A 15,980-nucleotide genomic window follows, 5' to 3' on the forward strand; every position below is an offset into this window, starting at 1 on the left:
TACTTAGAGACGATTTATTCAGTACGTCAGCGGGGTATTTTCTTGAACGGATGCCTGTACATCATGGCAACGTATTTGTGTTCGGCGTAGTCTCTGACTAGGTCGTGGTGTTATCCGGTCTCCGACCGGTATGTGTTGACGTGGTTTTTATCGCATGCCGGTCAAAGACCGGATAACGCCACGACCTAGTCAGAGACTACGCCGAACGTGGGGTATTTTCTTGAGCGGGTGCCTGCACGTCATGGCAACGTACCGGTGAATATGAAAGAATGAGATTGAATGAAAAATGAATGCCTTTCACGTACAACCTGAAAAATATGTTAATGAAAATGTACCCACTGTACTTTAGTAAATGGCCCTGTCTGTTCATAATCAGCTTTTTACTGCTGGTGAACTCGTTTGCCGTGGCTCAGCAAAAAGCCATTCCCAAGCCAGAAGAAACACTCGGTTTTCCCGTCGGCGCAGACTTTAAACTCGCAACGTATGAACAGTCACTCAAGTATTTCCAGAGACTTGACGAAGCCAGTGACCTGATAAAACTGGTTCATGCAGGTGAAACTTCGGAAGGACGACCCTGGTATTTTGCCTTGATCTCGTCCAAAAAGAACCTGGATAACATTGATAAATACCGGGCCATCGCGCAACGGCTGGCACATCCGGCAGGGTTGACGGACGAAGAAGCCAAAAAGCTGTCGATGGAAGGGAAGCCCTTCGTACACATCGACGGCGGTTTGCACGCATCGGAAGTGGCGGGTGCTCAGCATACGATTTCGCTGGCCTACGAAATGCTCAGCAAGGCCGACGATCCAAAGATCAGGAAGATTTTGGATGACGTAGTGCTTATGTTGTGGCCGTCGCTCAATCCCGATGGCCAGACGATGATTGGCGATTGGTACAAATCAAATGTTGGTACGCCTTACGAAGTGTCGCCGGCACCGTTTCTGTACCAGAAATACGTTGGACACGATAACAACCGCGATGCTTATATGCTCAACATGATCGAGTCGCGCGTAGTAACCCGCACCTGGCGCGAGTGGGAGCCGAACATCATCTTTGTGCACCACCAAACGTCGCCTTTTCCAACACGTATCTGGTTGCCACCTTTTGCCGAACCCATTGCGTCTCAAACGCCCCCGATCATTGCGCGTGAGGTGAATATGATCGGTATGGCCATGGCGCAGGCCCTGGAATCGAACGGCCAAAAAGGGGCTACGCACATGGGAACAGGTTTCGACGCCTGGTACCCTGGCTACATCGACTACATGCCGGTGCTGCAAAATATCCCCGCATTCTGGACCGAGACGGCGTTGTATAATTACGCGACACCCCACTTTTATACCGTCCGCGATTTTCCGAAAGACAAGAATGAGTTTCGCATAGAATCGTTGTATTCGAGTCCGTGGCCGGGTGGATGGTGGCGCATCAGCGATGCCATTGCCTACATGCAGACGGCTTCGCTGGCGACACTCGATTATGCGGCTAAATACGGTGATGTGCTTTTGTACAACCGCTATCAGGCAGGCCGCAACACCATCAAAAAATACGAGCAGGAGCCACCCTACGCGTATTTTATTCCGCAGAAACAACGCGATCCGGTACGTCCGGTTGAGTTGCTGCGTCGGTTGGCTTTTCACGGCATTCGCATTGGGCAACTCAATAAAGACGTAGTGTTTGACGGTCGGAATTATCCCAAAGGTACCTGGGTGATTCCGATGAATCAGGAGTATGGCGAACTGACCAAGCAACTGCTCGATGTTCAGGTGTACCCTGACCTGCGGGAGTTTCCGGGTGGCCCGCCTGAGCAACCCTATGATGCGGCCGGTTGGACATTGCCCCTGCAATTTGAACTGAACGTAATTCCGGCTACAACTCCGCTTTCTGCCGATGTGAAAGGAGCGATCCAACTGGTTTCGGGAACCGGCAAAGACTGGAAAACGGATGATCGGAAAGACGCCAGCCCCGCCGATTTTGTGGGGGGAATTGGGTTTGATACCCATCCGGTGTCGTCAGCAATCAAAGCGCCGGAAGGACGCCTGACGGGTACGGGCTCAATCGCGTGGGTGAATCCGGCCGAAAACAACGCGTTCAAAATAATTACCCGTACGTTGAAAGTGGGAGGGACGGTCAAATACAACAAAGACAGCCAACGCTACGTCGTTGGCGGAGTAGCCCGAACAACGCTGGAACCTTGGGTGAAAGACTTAGGCGTGACCGCCGAACTCACTACCAATACGTCTGGCTCAACCGTAAAACCACGAATTGCGGTCTACAAACCCTGGACGGCCAGTATGGATGAAGGCTGGAGCCATTGGGTACTGGAGCAATTTGAATTTCCGTTCGTGAACGTCACCAATGCCGACATGCTGGCAGGCAACCTCAATGACCGCTTCGACGTGATTCTGATCGCTTCCGAACGCCCAAGGAATATCAGAGATGGTTTCGCGAAAGGGGCTGTACCGCCCGCCTACGAAGGTGGTCTGGGTGGGTTGGGGGCCGCGAATCTGGACAATTTTGTGAGCCAGGGCGGCACGCTCGTCTGCCTGAACGAAAGCAGCGATTATGCCATTGACGCGCTCCACTTGCCGGTGAAGAACGTAGTGGCGGGTGTAAGCAGCAAAGACTATTTTACGGGCGGCTCCTTGCTGGAAGTTGAAACGGATCCCAACCATCCGGTCATGGCGGGGATGCCCACCAGAGCCGCTGTTTTTGTGGACGACAGCCCCGTGTTTGCAACCCTCGACGGCTTTAAAGGGCAGGCATTGGCCAAGTTTGCTCCGTCGGGTTCGCCACTGCGGTCGGGTTATATGCTGGGAGAAAAGTTTCTACAAGGATATGCCGCGTCGCTGGATGTGCAGCATGGTAAAGGACACGTAGTGCTAATCGGTTTCCGGCCTCAGTGGCGCGGCCAGCCGCTGGGGACATACCGTGTTCTGCTGAATTCGGTGCTGTATGGCGGAGAGCTGGCCAAAGGAAAATACGGGACACCTGACTTCTGGAAATCACCCGCGTTACCAGTAAAACCAAAAGAAGATGAGAAAAAGTGAGGGGAGAGACTTCCCGAAATGAGAAAAAAATGAACTGGCCAAATCTCCTTCCTCCTTTGGGGGAGGGAGACGCCTTAGTTTAGATTAAGTTGGTCTGGAGAGCATGGTAGATAGTCTGCTATGCTTTTTTGTTTGAGAAAAGTGACTTTCATGACGTAGTGATCAATCCGTTTATTCTGTCCACAAGCGTACGTCAACTGTCCGTTTCTGGACACTAATTATGCATTGACTACCTAAAAAAAGGCTATTCCAACGCGGAATGGCCTTTTTTTTAGTTTGGCCGGGCATTTGATATACCGAAATAGAAGTAATGCAATAGTAGAATCAATAGCTCAGCTTTTGGGATATGCGACGTAGTGATTTAGGCGAGTTTGAAGAAGTGGTTTTGCTGGCCGTGGCTGCGCTCTCACCCAAGGCATATTCGGTCGTCATTGCCGAAGAGCTTGAACGGGAAACGGGAAATCCGGTCAGTACAGGCGCAGTTCATGCTGCGCTGCAACGATTGGAGCAGAAAGGCTATCTGACCTCCCTGCTTGGTGAAGCCACGGCTGAGCGGGGAGGGCGCCGGAAACGGCTTTTCACCGTGACGCCCCTGGGTGGACGAATTCTGGAGGAGGTACGGGCGGTGCGTAATCGGCTGTGGGATCGTATCATTCCAACGATCCGGCTGGAGTGGAGTTGATTAACCTTTATTACGGTCGGCCGTCCCGGCCAGTACTACGTCTATGAAACATCAACCCCTCAAACCACCCCGCTTAGCTGATCGATTACTCAAGCTCTTCTGCGCTCCCCACCTGCGGGAAGAAGTGCTGGGGGATCTGCACGAACGTTACGCCCTGCGGGCGCAGCAGTGGGGTGACACCAAAGCCCGACGGCGCTACTGGCGGGAAGTGCTGGCCTATGTGCGGCCGGCTTTTATCAAACGCCAACCCAGTCAATATCCAAACCCAACACTAACAGACATGCTACGAAATTATCTCAAAATCGCCTTTCGAAATCTGGCTCGCAACAAGGTTTCTTCGTTTATTAACATTGGTGGATTGGCAGTGGGTATGGCGGTTTCCATACTTATTGGGTTGTGGATTTTCGATGAGTTATCATTTAACAAATACCACAAAAATTACGCTCGCATTGCCCAGGTTATGCAACATCAGACCATCAATGGCGAGACATTCACGGGGTCTTCCATCCCCATACCACTGGCCAATGAACTGCGCACTACGTATGGTGACAATTTCAAGCACGTTTTGCTGTCCTCCTGGACGGAGGGGCACATCTTATCGGTTGGGGATAAGAAATTCTGGCGAACGGGCAATTATATAGAGCCCGAGGCTCCTGATCTGTTTTCGTTAACGATGATCAAGGGAACAAAAAATGGCCTTAATGAACCCTATTCCATTATGCTGGCCGAATCTGTGGCTAAAGCGTTTTTTGGTGATACTGACCCCATTGGTAAGCTACTGAAAATAGATAATCAGATAGCCGTTAAAGTCACGGGCGTCTACGAAAATTTACCCGATAATAGCCAGTTGAGTAACCTTGACTATATGGTTCCCTGGCAGGTGAATATTGCCATACGGGACTGGGTGAAAAACTCCCAGGTGAAGTGGGACAATAATTCATTTCAGCTATTTGTTCAGCTTGCCGACCAGGCGGATATGGCGCAGGTTTCAGCAAAAATAAAGGACGCCAAATTGACCAATGTCGATAAGGGGCTGGCCAAATTTAAACCCGAAATTTTTCTACAGCCCATGAGCAATTGGCATTTGTATTCGGAGTTTAAAAATGGCATCAACGTGGGTGGACAAATTCAGTTTGTCTGGCTTTTTGGGCTCATCGGCGTTTTTGTACTGCTACTGGCGTGCATCAATTTCATGAACTTGAGTACGGCTCGTAGTGAAAAACGCGCCAAAGAAGTCGGCATTCGTAAAGCCGTGGGTTCAGTGCGCAGTCAATTGATTGGTCAGTTTTTGAGCGAATCCTTACTGGTTGTTTTTATTGCTTTTGTGATTTCATTGCTGTTGGTACAACTCGTCCTGCCCTTTTTCAATGAGGTGGCCAGCAAAAAGATGACTTTGTTATGGGCAACTCCTTTATTCTGGTTGGTGGGAATTGGCTTTACAGTACTGACGGGTTTACTGGCAGGGAGCTACCCCGCCTTTTATCTGTCCTCTTTTCAACCGGTTAAAGTCCTGAAAGGGACTGGTTCGTCATCACGATTCCGGGTGGGGCGTTTTGCGGCTGTACCCCGCAAAGTGCTGGTGGTCGTTCAGTTTACGGTGTCAGTCACATTGATTATCGGGACGGTTATCGTGTTTCGGCAAATTCAGTTTGCGCAAAACCGTCCCATTGGCTATAGCCGAAATGGGTTACTGTACGTGCAAACCACTACGCCCGATATTCATACTCATTACGACGTTTTTCGGGCCGATTTGATTAAATCGGGCGCGGTTACAGAAATCGCTGAATCTGAAAGTCCATTAACGGGCATCTGGAATGTGAATGGTGGATTTGATTGGGACGGAAAAGACCCGAATCAGCAACCCGACTTCGCGATTGTTGGGGTAAGTTACGAGTTTGGGAAAACGGTTGGCTGGCAGTTTAAAGAAGGCCGGGATTTTACCCGGGAGTTCGGCACAGATTCGTCGGCGATGGTCATCAACGAAGCGGCCGTAAAGTTTATGGGGCTTAAAAATCCTGTAGGAAAAGTAATCAGGGAAGGAAACCTGCGGTACAAAATTATTGGCATCATCAAAGACATGGTGATGGAATCGCCCTACGAACCTGCTCGACAAACTTTTTTTTACCTGGGAACCTTCGCCAGTAACTTCATAAATATCAGACTGAATCCCAACATAAGTGCCAGCGAGGCAGTGAGTAAAATTGGCGTCGTTTTCCAGAAATATAATCCGACTGCTCCGTTCGACTACAAATTTGCCGATCAGGAATATGCCAAAAAATTTGCCGCTGAAGAACGTATTGGCACCCTGGCCTCAGTCTTTGCTATCCTGGCCATTTTTATCTCCTGCCTGGGATTGTTCGGACTGGCGTCCTTCGTGGCCGAGCAACGGACCAAAGAGATTGGCGTGCGAAAAGTGCTCGGAGCATCGGTGCTCAACGTGTGGAGTTTGCTGTCGAAAGACTTTGTGGTTCTCGTCCTTATTTCCTTCGTCATTGCTGCGCCTGTGGCCTGGTATTTTCTCCATAACTGGCTCCAGAAATACGAATACCGAACGGATATTTCCTGGTGGATTTTTGCCGCTTCGGGCGTTGGTGCCTTGCTGGTTACGTTGCTGACCGTCAGCTTCCAAAGTATTAAAGTGGCCCTGATGAATCCGGTCAAATCACTACGTTCCGAGTAGAGACGCAAGGGGTTGCGTCTCCTGTGCGTCATCATTTTTCATATTGACAAAACCATCCTGTCAGGAGACGCAAGGGGTTGCGTCTCTACAAAAAAACTATGAAACCACCTCGTCTGGCTGATCGCCTGCTGCGACTCTTCTGCGCCCCCTACCTGCGGGAGGAAGTGCTGGGCGACCTGCACGAACGTTACGCCCTGCGTTCGCAGCAGTGGGGGGAAGCCGAGGCCCGACGGCGCTACTGGTGGGAAGTGCTGGCCTATGTACGACCGGCTTTTATCAAACGCCAATCCAATCAATATCCCAACCCAACTCTTACGGACATGCTACGAAATTATCTCAAAATGGCTTTTCGAACCCTAAGCCGGCACAAACTGTATACCGCCCTCAATGTAGCCGGTTTGACATTCGGTATAACTTGTTTTTTATTGATCGGATTATACCTTTTTGATGAACTGACATTTGACCAGCAACACCGCCGGGCAAACCGCATTTACCGGGCTATCCAGCATAAAAAAACACCTGCCGAAGACCTCACAATTGCGGCATCGAGCTACAAAATAGCCGAAGAAGCAAAGAAAAACATTGGCGAAATCGAGAACTCAACTCGGATTGCCCGAACCGGACGAGCTAACATAACAAATCCCGAAAACAAAAACTCGTTTCAGGAAACGGTCACGTTTGGTACACCCGGACTGTTGAAAATGTTTGATTTTGACGTCATTGATGGCGATAGTAAGTCAGCTCTAAACGAACCGAATTCCATCATCATAGTCGAGGAATTAGCCCGGCGACTTTTCAATACTACCCAGGTTGTGGGCAAAACCGTCGACTTTGAATTGAATAAACCATTAAAAATAACGGCTGTTCTGAAAAATCACCCACGCAATTCGAGTTTCAATTTCAACGCTGTCATTTCCGAAGCGACCATTAGTAGCGACGATGAATTTGCGGCCTGGATATCGGACTGGGATTCCCAAAATTTCACTACGTACTTTCTGTTGAAAGAAAAGGCCAGTCCGGCGGTAGCGGCTAAAAAAATAACCGATTTACTGAATGCCCATATGAAGTGGGAGAGGGGGCATTCGATGCACTATACGTTGCAACCGCTGACGGATATCCATTTGTATTCCGAAGCAATTGTGGACGGAGCCAGGAATGCTAATGTGGATGCGATGAGCCAGGGGGTGTTACTCTATATCAAACTATTCGCCATTGTTGGCCTGTTTGTCCTGCTTATTGCGTGCATCAATTACATGAATCTGGCCACGGCCAGAGCCTCCAGCCGATCGAAAGAAATTGGTGTACGGAAAGCCAATGGTGCGTTTCAAAGTCATCTCATCTATCAGTTCCTGACCGAAGCGCTGGTCGTAACCATGTTCTCGTTTATGCTGGCCGTGGGGCTGGTCAATGTATTGCTTCCTGCCTTCAACGAATTCACCAATAAAGAACTCTCGTTGGGTATTCACAGCGATTATCGAATCTGGATCTACATGCTTTTGGCGATTGTCATTACCGGACTATTATCGGGCAGTTACCCGGCTTTTTTACTGTCAAGATTTAGTCCGCTTTTATTACTGAAGAACCTGAAAAACCAAAATAGGGGTGGTTTGTCATTGCGGAAAGGATTGGTCGTTTTTCAATTTACGATTTCAGTGATCATGATGATCGCCACGATTGTACTTTTCCAGCAAGTCCAGTTTGCGAAAAATAAGAATTTGGGTTTCAACAAAGAATTATTGCTGGTAGTGGATATCAACAGCAGTAAAGTGCGAAGTGAGGCCGAAACCATTAAGCGTGAATTTGGCCGAATTGCTACGGTCAAAAATGTTTCAACTACCTCTAGAGTACCGGGCGAATGGAAGATAATTCCAACCGTTAAAATCAGGACCCAAGGAAGTGCCGATGAGGATAATGTGGCCTACTGGATAGGCGCCGACGAGAATTTCGCCAAAACCTTTGAAGTCCAGTTGTTAAATGGGCGGAATTTTGGGGGTATGATCGATTCATCTTCGGTCATCCTGAATGAAACGGCTGCCAAACTGCTCAATATTAAAGAAGCATCGGCGCAACAAGTCGAGATACCATTCCGAGCGATGGGAGGGAGCTACAGGCCGCTCAATAAGGCTAACGAGCCTTTCAAAGCAACCGTTATCGGCATTGTGAAAGATTTTCATTTTCAGTCGCTGCGCCAAAAAATTGCCCCGCTGGTATTAGCCTATCAGAAAAATCCGGTGCATAACATCGACTACTTTACGGCACGAATCGAAGGGAAAGATATTCCGGCAACCTTGGCCAAAATGAATACCGTGCTGACCCAAATCGATCCTACACACCTAATAGAGTATCACTTTCTGGATGAGCAGCTGGCGCGTTTCTACGCCGAAGATCAACGCCGTGAGACGCTATTGATCTGGGTAGCCCTGATTACAATTTTCATTGCCTGTCTGGGACTCTTTGGGCTAGCTACCTATGCCGCTGAACAACGTATCAAAGAAATCGGGGTGCGTAAAGTACTGGGAGCCGGTGTTATGAATCTCACCGTTTTGCTCTCGAAAGATTTTCTGAAATTGGTTTTAATCGCCAATGGCATTGCTTTCCCGGTAGCCTGGTGGGCCACCAATACATGGCTGAACGAATTTGCCTATCACATTCAGGTTGAGTGGTGGGTGTTTGCTGTGTCGGGTGTTTTGGCCGTCGCCATCGCCCTGGCAACCGTCAGCTACCAGGCGATTAAAGCGGCCCTGATGAATCCGGTCAAATCACTACGTAGTGAATAATGTGGAGCTGTCCACGAGCGTACAAAATCTGTCCATTTCTGGACAAGTAAATAAGGATTTCCTATAGAAAAGGGCCATTTCTGCTCGAAATGGCCCTTTTTCGATGTTGGCAAGGCATTTGTTATACATTTACACAACTAATTGTTGGCGTATGAAGGGGACGTACTTAGGCGAGTTTGAGGAAGTGGTTTTACTTGCGGTAGCGATTCGCTCGGGGGATGCCTACGGAGCAGCTGTCGTCAACGAGATTGAGCAACAGATGGGCCGCTCGGTCAATTTGGGGGCGGTGCATTCAGCCCTGAACCGGCTTCAGGAAAAAGGGCTGGTTAAGTCTGAAATGGGCGGCATGACAACCGAGCGCGGAGGGCGCCGGAAGCGGCTTTATTCCGCAACGACGTTAGGACGCCGTGCCCTGGAGGAGATACGACAGGTACGGAATCAGATGTGGCAGGCCATTCCAAACACGGCCTGGTCATGAGACAGCAAGCCAGGTCTGGGCCGCCGAAATGGTCCTCCTATCTGCTAAACTGGTTCTGCGCTCCCTATCGAGTGGAGGAGATGGAGGGCGATCTGTCCGAGCTGTTTCACCAGCGCGTGGCGGAGATTGGCCTGCGAAAAGCGCGTTGGCGCTATGTATGCGATGTAGTGAGTCTGCTACGTCCCTCGCTGATGAAACGACAAGATGCTCAATATTCAAGACTAACTTATACAACTATGCTACGGAACTATCTCAAAATCGCCTTTCGAAACCTCACTAAGCACAAGGTATATTCTGCGATAAACATTGCTGGACTGGCAACGGGAATGGCGGTTGCTATGCTCATTGGGCTGTGGGTCTGGAACGAGTTCGCCTACAACCAGACCTACGCAAATTATGACTCCATTGCGAAGGTGATGCAGAATCAGACGTTCAATGATAAAATCGATACGTGGTCTGGCCAGGCAATGCAGCTAGCCCCCGAACTGCGCAGTAGTTACGGAGGCCATTTTAAGTACGCCGTCACGGCTGATTATCCGGGTAATTACCTGTTATCGCTTGGCAATCAGAAAATCACGAAATCCGGGAATTTCATTGAACCCGACATCACGGAAATGCTGGCGCTGACAATGTTGAAAGGCACCCGGGCGGGACTCAAAGATCCTTTCTCCATTTTGCTGTCCGAATCGGCGGCTAAAGCCCTGTTTGGGAAGGCAGATCCGTTGAACAAGCTGATCAACCTTGACAAGAAATGGGCGGTAAAAGTAACTGGCGTTTATGCCGATCTGCCACAGAATTCTACGTTTCAGGATTTAGCCTTTATCGCGCCCTGGGAACTGAAAAAGAAGAATTTGCCCGAATGGCTTGACTGGGGAAATAGCTGGTTTCAAACGTTTGTTCAGATCGCCGATGATGCTAATATGAACAAAGTATCAGTTGCTATTAAGGATGCCAAACTGAATAAAGTAAGAAACAACGATGACGCCCGATTTAAGCCCGAACTGTTCCTGCTGCCCATGCCGAAATGGCATTTATATTCGGAGTTTAAGAATGGCGTAAACGTAGGCGGACAAATTCAATACGTCTGGCTGTTCAGTATTATTGGGTTTTTCGTGCTGTTACTGGCCTGCATCAATTTCATGAACTTGAGTACGGCCCGGAGCGAGAAACGGGCCAGAGAAGTGGGTGTTCGGAAGGCCATTGGCTCGCTACGAAAGCAAATCATGCTGCAGTTTTTCAGCGAGTCGTTTCTGGTAGTGTGCCTCGCGTTTGCGCTCGCCCTATTGCTGGTTCTACTTGTCCTTCCTGGATTTAATTCGGTTGCCGACAGGCAGATTAGTATCCCGTGGTCCAATCCAGTATTCTGGCTTTCGGCTCTTGGCTTCAGCCTATTGACCAGCTTGGTGGCCGGTAGTTACCCGGCTATCTATCTGTCCTCTTTTCAGCCCATCAAGGTATTAAAAGGGACCTTCCGGGTTGGGCGTTTGGCGGCACTTCCCCGTAAAGTGCTGGTTGTCGTTCAGTTCACCGTTTCGATTACGTTAATTATCGGCACCCTGATCGTTTTTCAACAAATTGATTTTGCCAAGAATCGCCCGGTGGGCTATAACCGTAGCAGTTTACTGTCGATTCCAATAAAAACGGACGAACTGATTACTCATTTTGCTACGTTCCGGGACGAGTTGCTGAACACTGGAGCCGTTGAGGAAGTTGCGGCAACAGATTCGCCCATTACCAATACGTATGTTACAAACAGTGGGCTAAGCTGGAAAGGCAAAGCCCCGAATATGGCTGATGAATTCGTGACGTTACGTGTCACCCACGAATTTGGAAAGATGATTGACTGGCAAATAAAAGAAGGACGCGATTTCTCCAAAGAATTTTCCACGGATTCCACCGGATTTATTCTGAACGAAGCGGCTGTGGCGTACATGGGATTGAAAAATCCAATCAATGAAATCATTCAGTGGGGCGACGGGAAATATAAAGTGATTGGCGTTGTTAAGAATCTGATCACTCAATCGCCGTATGAACCCGTTAAACAGATGATCTTTTTCGTTAACTACAAGCGACTTTCGCTGATAACACTTAAAATTAATCCAGCGAAAAGTGCCTCTGAGGCCCTGGCCAAAATTGAAGCGGTTTATAAAAAATACGACCCGGATAACCCGCTCGACTACAAATTTGCCGACCAGGAATATGCCAGGAAATTCGGTGAAGAAGAACGTGTTGGTAAACTAGCCAGCTTCTTTGCCGTGCTTGCCATCTTCATTAGTTGTCTGGGCTTGTTCGGACTGGCGTCGTTTGTGATGGAGCAACGGACCAAAGAGATTGGCATTCGGAAGGTTATGGGGGCATCGGTTGTCAATCTATGGCAATTGCTTTCCCAGGATTTTATTCTATTGGTGGTTATTTCGCTCCTCCTTGCTGGTCCGATGGCCTGGTATTTCATGCAGTTATGGATTCAGAAATACACCTATCGTGCTGAGTTGTCGTGGTGGATTTTTGCCGCATCGGGTCTGGGAGCTTTGCTTATTACCTTGCTGACTGTCAGCTTCCAGAGCGTAAAAGCGGCTCTGATGAATCCGGTGAATAGTTTGCGATCTGAGTAATTTGTGCGTACTTCCCTGAGTACAACAAGAACGTAAACATGAAAGCGATTCTTTGCCGAGCGTATGGCCTGCCCGATACCTTGACCCTCGAAGACGTACCGTCACCTGTGCCCGGCCCTGGCGAGGTGTTGGTTCAGGTGAAAGCAACGAGCCTGAATTTCCCGGATACGCTCACGATTCGGAACATGTATCAATTCAAGCCAGCCCTGCCGTTTTCGCCGGGGAGCGAATCATCGGGTGTCGTGAAAGCTGTAGGAGAGGGCGTCACGCACCTTAAACCCGGCGACCACGTATTTACATTTGGCTCGCACGGCGGATTGGCCGAGGAGCGGCTTTCGGATGCCCGTGTCACTATTCCCATTCCCAACGGCATGGATTTCGTTACGGGGGCCTCAACCTTGTATGCCTATGGTACGTCCTACCACGCGCTGAAAGATCGTGCCCAGCTAAAAGCCGGGGAAACTTTGCTAGTTCTGGGAGCCGCCGGAGGAGTAGGGTTAGCCGCTGTTGAGTTGGGTAAACTTATGGGCGCCACCGTCATTGCAGCCGCGTCTACCGATGAAAAACTGGCTGTTTGTCAGGAGAAAGGGGCTACGCATCTCATTAATTATTTGACCGAAGACGTACGCGAACGTATCAAGGACATCACGCAGGGCAAGGGCGTTGACGTCGTGTATGATCCCGTAGGTGACAAATGGGCTGAACCCGCGATTCGATCGCTGGCCTGGCGAGGGCGGTATCTGGTGGTGGGTTTTGCTGGCGGTGACATTCCTAAGATCCCGCTCAACCTGGCGTTGCTTAAAGGCAGTTCGCTGGTGGGTGTATTCTGGGGAGCGTTTACGCAGAAAGAAGCTGCCCTTAGTTTGAAAAATATGCAGGAAATCGCCACCTGGGTGATGGAGGGCAAGATTTCGCCCCACATTTCGAAACAGTATTCATTGGCCGAAGCCCCGCAGGCCCTCACCGATATGATGGAACGCAAAGTGATCGGTAAGGCTGTTGTGGTGCTGGACAACTGATTTCATTTTGTCATCCCGACAACGGAGGGATCTTCGGGCAAGTCATTATTTTGCTGTTTCCCAAGATCCCTCCGTTGTCGGGATGACAAAAAACGCTCTTTTGGGAAACGTTCGGGAATGGATGCGCTTTATTTTTTTGTCGGCTTGGCGCTCATGTAAAACGTCAATTTTCCGCCTTTCATAATATCGGAATGGGTAATGACGGGTTTTGTTAATGGCTGACCGTTCAACAGCACTTTTTGCACATACACATTTTTGTCGCCCTGATTAATGGCTTCGACCGTGAACGTCTTCCCATTTTCCAGATTCAGTTGAGCACTCTTGACCGAAGGGCTGCCTAGTGAATATTCTTCTGAACCCGGCGCTACCGGATAAAACCCCATCGACGAAAACATGTACCAGGCGCTCATCTGGCCACAATCGTCGTTGCCGCCCAGGCCGTCGGGAGTCGATTTGTACTGCTTATTCAGAATCATGCGAACGCGTTCCTGCGTTTTCCACGGCTGATCGGTCCAGTTGTAGAGATACGCAATGTGGTGGGCCGGTTCGTTGCCGTGAATGTAGCCGCCGATGATGCCTTCACGGGTGATGTCTTCAGTTTCGGCAAAAAACTCGTCTGGCAAGTGCATGGAAAACAGCGTATCAAGTCGGGCCGTAAATTTTTTAGGGCCGCCCATATACTGGATCAGCGCGGCCGGATTCTGGGGAACGAAAAAGCTGAAGTTCCAGGAATTGCCTTCGATAAATCCCTGACCATCCGTTTTATAGACGTCAAACTCTTTTTTGAATGAACCATCCGCCAGCCGGGGACGCATGAAACCTATCGACTTGTCGAAGACGTTCTGCCAGTTTTCGGAGCGTTTTCGATACATATCAAATACATCCTGCCGATTCAGTTTCTTCGCCAGTTGGGCAATGGACCAATCGTCGTAGGCATACTCAAGGGTATTCGATACCGACGTTCCATTGCTGGCTGCCGGAACGTAGCCCTTGTCGATATACTCGCCGATACCTTCGTAGCTGCGGTGATTGGACGTAGCAATACAGGCATCCAGGGCTTTTTGGGCATCGCCTTTAAAGGTTCCTTTTACAATGGCATCGGCCAGCACCGATACGCTGTGGTAGCCACTCATGCACCAGTTATCGTTGGCATAGTGCGACCAGATGGGCAGCATTTTGAGCGCACTCTGGTCATAATGCATCAGCATGGATTGCACCATGTCGTTGGCCCGCGCTGGCTGAATGAGATTGAAAAATGGATGCAGTGCCCGGTACGTATCCCAAAGCGAAAACGTCGTATAATTCGTAAAGCCGGTTGCTGAATGAACGCCCTGATCCAGCCCTTTATACTGGCCGTTGGCATCCATGTACATCGTTGGGTTAATGAACGTGTGATAGAGCGACGTATAAAAATTTACCTTATCGGTTTCGGATGCGTCGATCTGTATTTTGTTCAGTTCCCGGTTCCAGTCGGCCTGCGCCTTTGTTTTTGTTTGGTCAAAGTTCCAGTGCGGAATTTCGGACTGCATGTTGGCGAGGGCATTTTCCTGACTAACCGGCGACAGGGCCATCTTCAGCTGCACTTTCTCCCCCTCGTTGGTGTCGAAATCGAAATACATACGAATGCGCTTGCCCGCAATCTCCGGGAAGTTCTTTGTCTGGTCAAACTTGCGCCAGAAGCCTTTGTACACCTGCGCTTTATCCAGGTTCTTCTGCCCGTATGACTTGAACGGTTTGGAAAACGACAGGGCGAAATACACGGTTCGCGTTCGTGCCCAGCCGTTGGTCTGCCGGTAGCCCGTAATCAACGTATCATTTACAACGCGCACATACGTCCAGACAACTTTATCGCCGTAATTGTAAATCCCATGCGTCAGATCCAGAATAATGTGCGATTGATCAGACTTGGGGAAAGTGTACTGATGAAATCCTACCCGACTGGAGGCCGTCATCTCCGCCAGAATAGTATGATCGTCGAGTTTAACCTTATAATAGCCAGCTTCGGCCACTTCATTGGCGTGCGAAAACGCCGATCGGTACCCGCTTTTTGGATCAGACGCCACACCCGGATTTAGTTGTAACGGTCCCTGTGTGGGCATAATTAAAAAATCGCCCAGATCGGAATGCCCTGTACCGCTGAAGTGTGTATGACTGAAACCAACAATCGTTTTGTCTTCGTATTTATAGCCCGCACAGTATTTATAGACAGCCCCGTTGTACTTGCCATTCAGTTCATACGACAACGTATCGGAATCGGGGCTGAGCTGCACAGAACCGAACGGCACCGTAGCTCCCGGAAAGGTGTGGCCCATTTTTTCGGTACCAATCAACGGATGGACGTAGTGAACCAGGTTCTGTTGGGCGTAGGAAAGGAAAAAGAAGCATTGAAAAAGGATAGTAAGGCTAAAACGCATCCTGTTTTGAGTCAATGAATGGTGCCACAGAGATGCACGGAGTATAAAGGAATACACGGAATTTTGAGGATTTTTTTAGAATGATGAAAGCAGTCTGTAAAGCTAAGGGCTAAATACTAGAAAACGTATTGGTGAAGATGAGCAACCGGCACTCAGTTGCATGGCGTTATCCGGTCTCCGACCGGTTTGAGCTAGCTAGTACAATTAATTCATCTCACACTTATCAGGCCGGTCAGAGACCGGATAACGCCATGACATAGTCGGAGACTATGCC

8 protein-coding genes are annotated in these 15,980 nt (G+C 49.4%); 7 read left to right on the top strand and 1 reads right to left on the bottom strand.

Annotated features, from left to right (window positions below; translation table 11 throughout):
- The first annotated feature begins 389 nt into the window (after positions 1–389).
- From ACYVEA_RS13335 to ACYVEA_RS13365, 7 genes are all read left to right on the top strand, one after another.
- Positions 390–3,044 (top strand): M14 family metallopeptidase, encoded by a 2,655-nt coding sequence (locus tag ACYVEA_RS13335; RefSeq protein WP_461113921.1) that lies wholly within the window; start codon positions 390–392, stop codon positions 3,042–3,044.
- Positions 3,045–3,390: 346 nt separating this feature from the next.
- The gene (locus ACYVEA_RS13340) at positions 3,391–3,726 is read left to right on the top strand and encodes a PadR family transcriptional regulator (RefSeq protein WP_461113922.1); all 336 of its coding nucleotides are present in this window, start codon (positions 3,391–3,393) and stop codon (positions 3,724–3,726) included.
- Between the two features lie 43 nt (positions 3,727–3,769).
- Positions 3,770–6,406, top strand: a complete 2,637-nt coding sequence (locus ACYVEA_RS13345) for an ABC transporter permease (RefSeq protein WP_461113923.1) — start codon at positions 3,770–3,772, stop codon at positions 6,404–6,406.
- 98 nt (positions 6,407–6,504) lie between these two features.
- Positions 6,505–9,183 (top strand): ABC transporter permease, encoded by a 2,679-nt coding sequence (locus ACYVEA_RS13350; protein WP_461113924.1) that lies wholly within the window; start codon positions 6,505–6,507, stop codon positions 9,181–9,183.
- Between the two features lie 151 nt (positions 9,184–9,334).
- Complete coding sequence (locus ACYVEA_RS13355; protein ID WP_461113925.1) at positions 9,335–9,661, top strand: PadR family transcriptional regulator; 327 nt, start codon at positions 9,335–9,337, stop codon at positions 9,659–9,661.
- Positions 9,658–12,273 carry an FtsX-like permease family protein gene (locus ACYVEA_RS13360; RefSeq protein ID WP_461113926.1) on the top strand — a complete coding sequence of 872 codons (2,616 nt, stop codon included), beginning with the start codon at positions 9,658–9,660 and terminating at the stop codon, positions 12,271–12,273. The genes ACYVEA_RS13355 and ACYVEA_RS13360 overlap by 4 nt, the downstream gene beginning before the upstream one ends.
- A gap of 38 nt (positions 12,274–12,311) precedes the next feature.
- Positions 12,312–13,292 carry an NADPH:quinone oxidoreductase family protein gene (locus ACYVEA_RS13365; protein ID WP_461113927.1) on the top strand — a complete coding sequence of 327 codons (981 nt, stop codon included), beginning with the start codon at positions 12,312–12,314 and terminating at the stop codon, positions 13,290–13,292.
- A gap of 128 nt (positions 13,293–13,420) precedes the next feature.
- On the opposite strand, the gene ACYVEA_RS13370 is transcribed toward ACYVEA_RS13365, so the two are convergent.
- Entirely contained in the window at positions 13,421–15,706 is a 2,286-nt protein-coding gene (locus tag ACYVEA_RS13370; protein WP_461113928.1) for a GH92 family glycosyl hydrolase, read from the bottom strand.
- Positions 15,707–15,980: the final 274 nt, after the last annotated feature.

The organism is Spirosoma jeollabukense, from assembly GCF_054777855.1.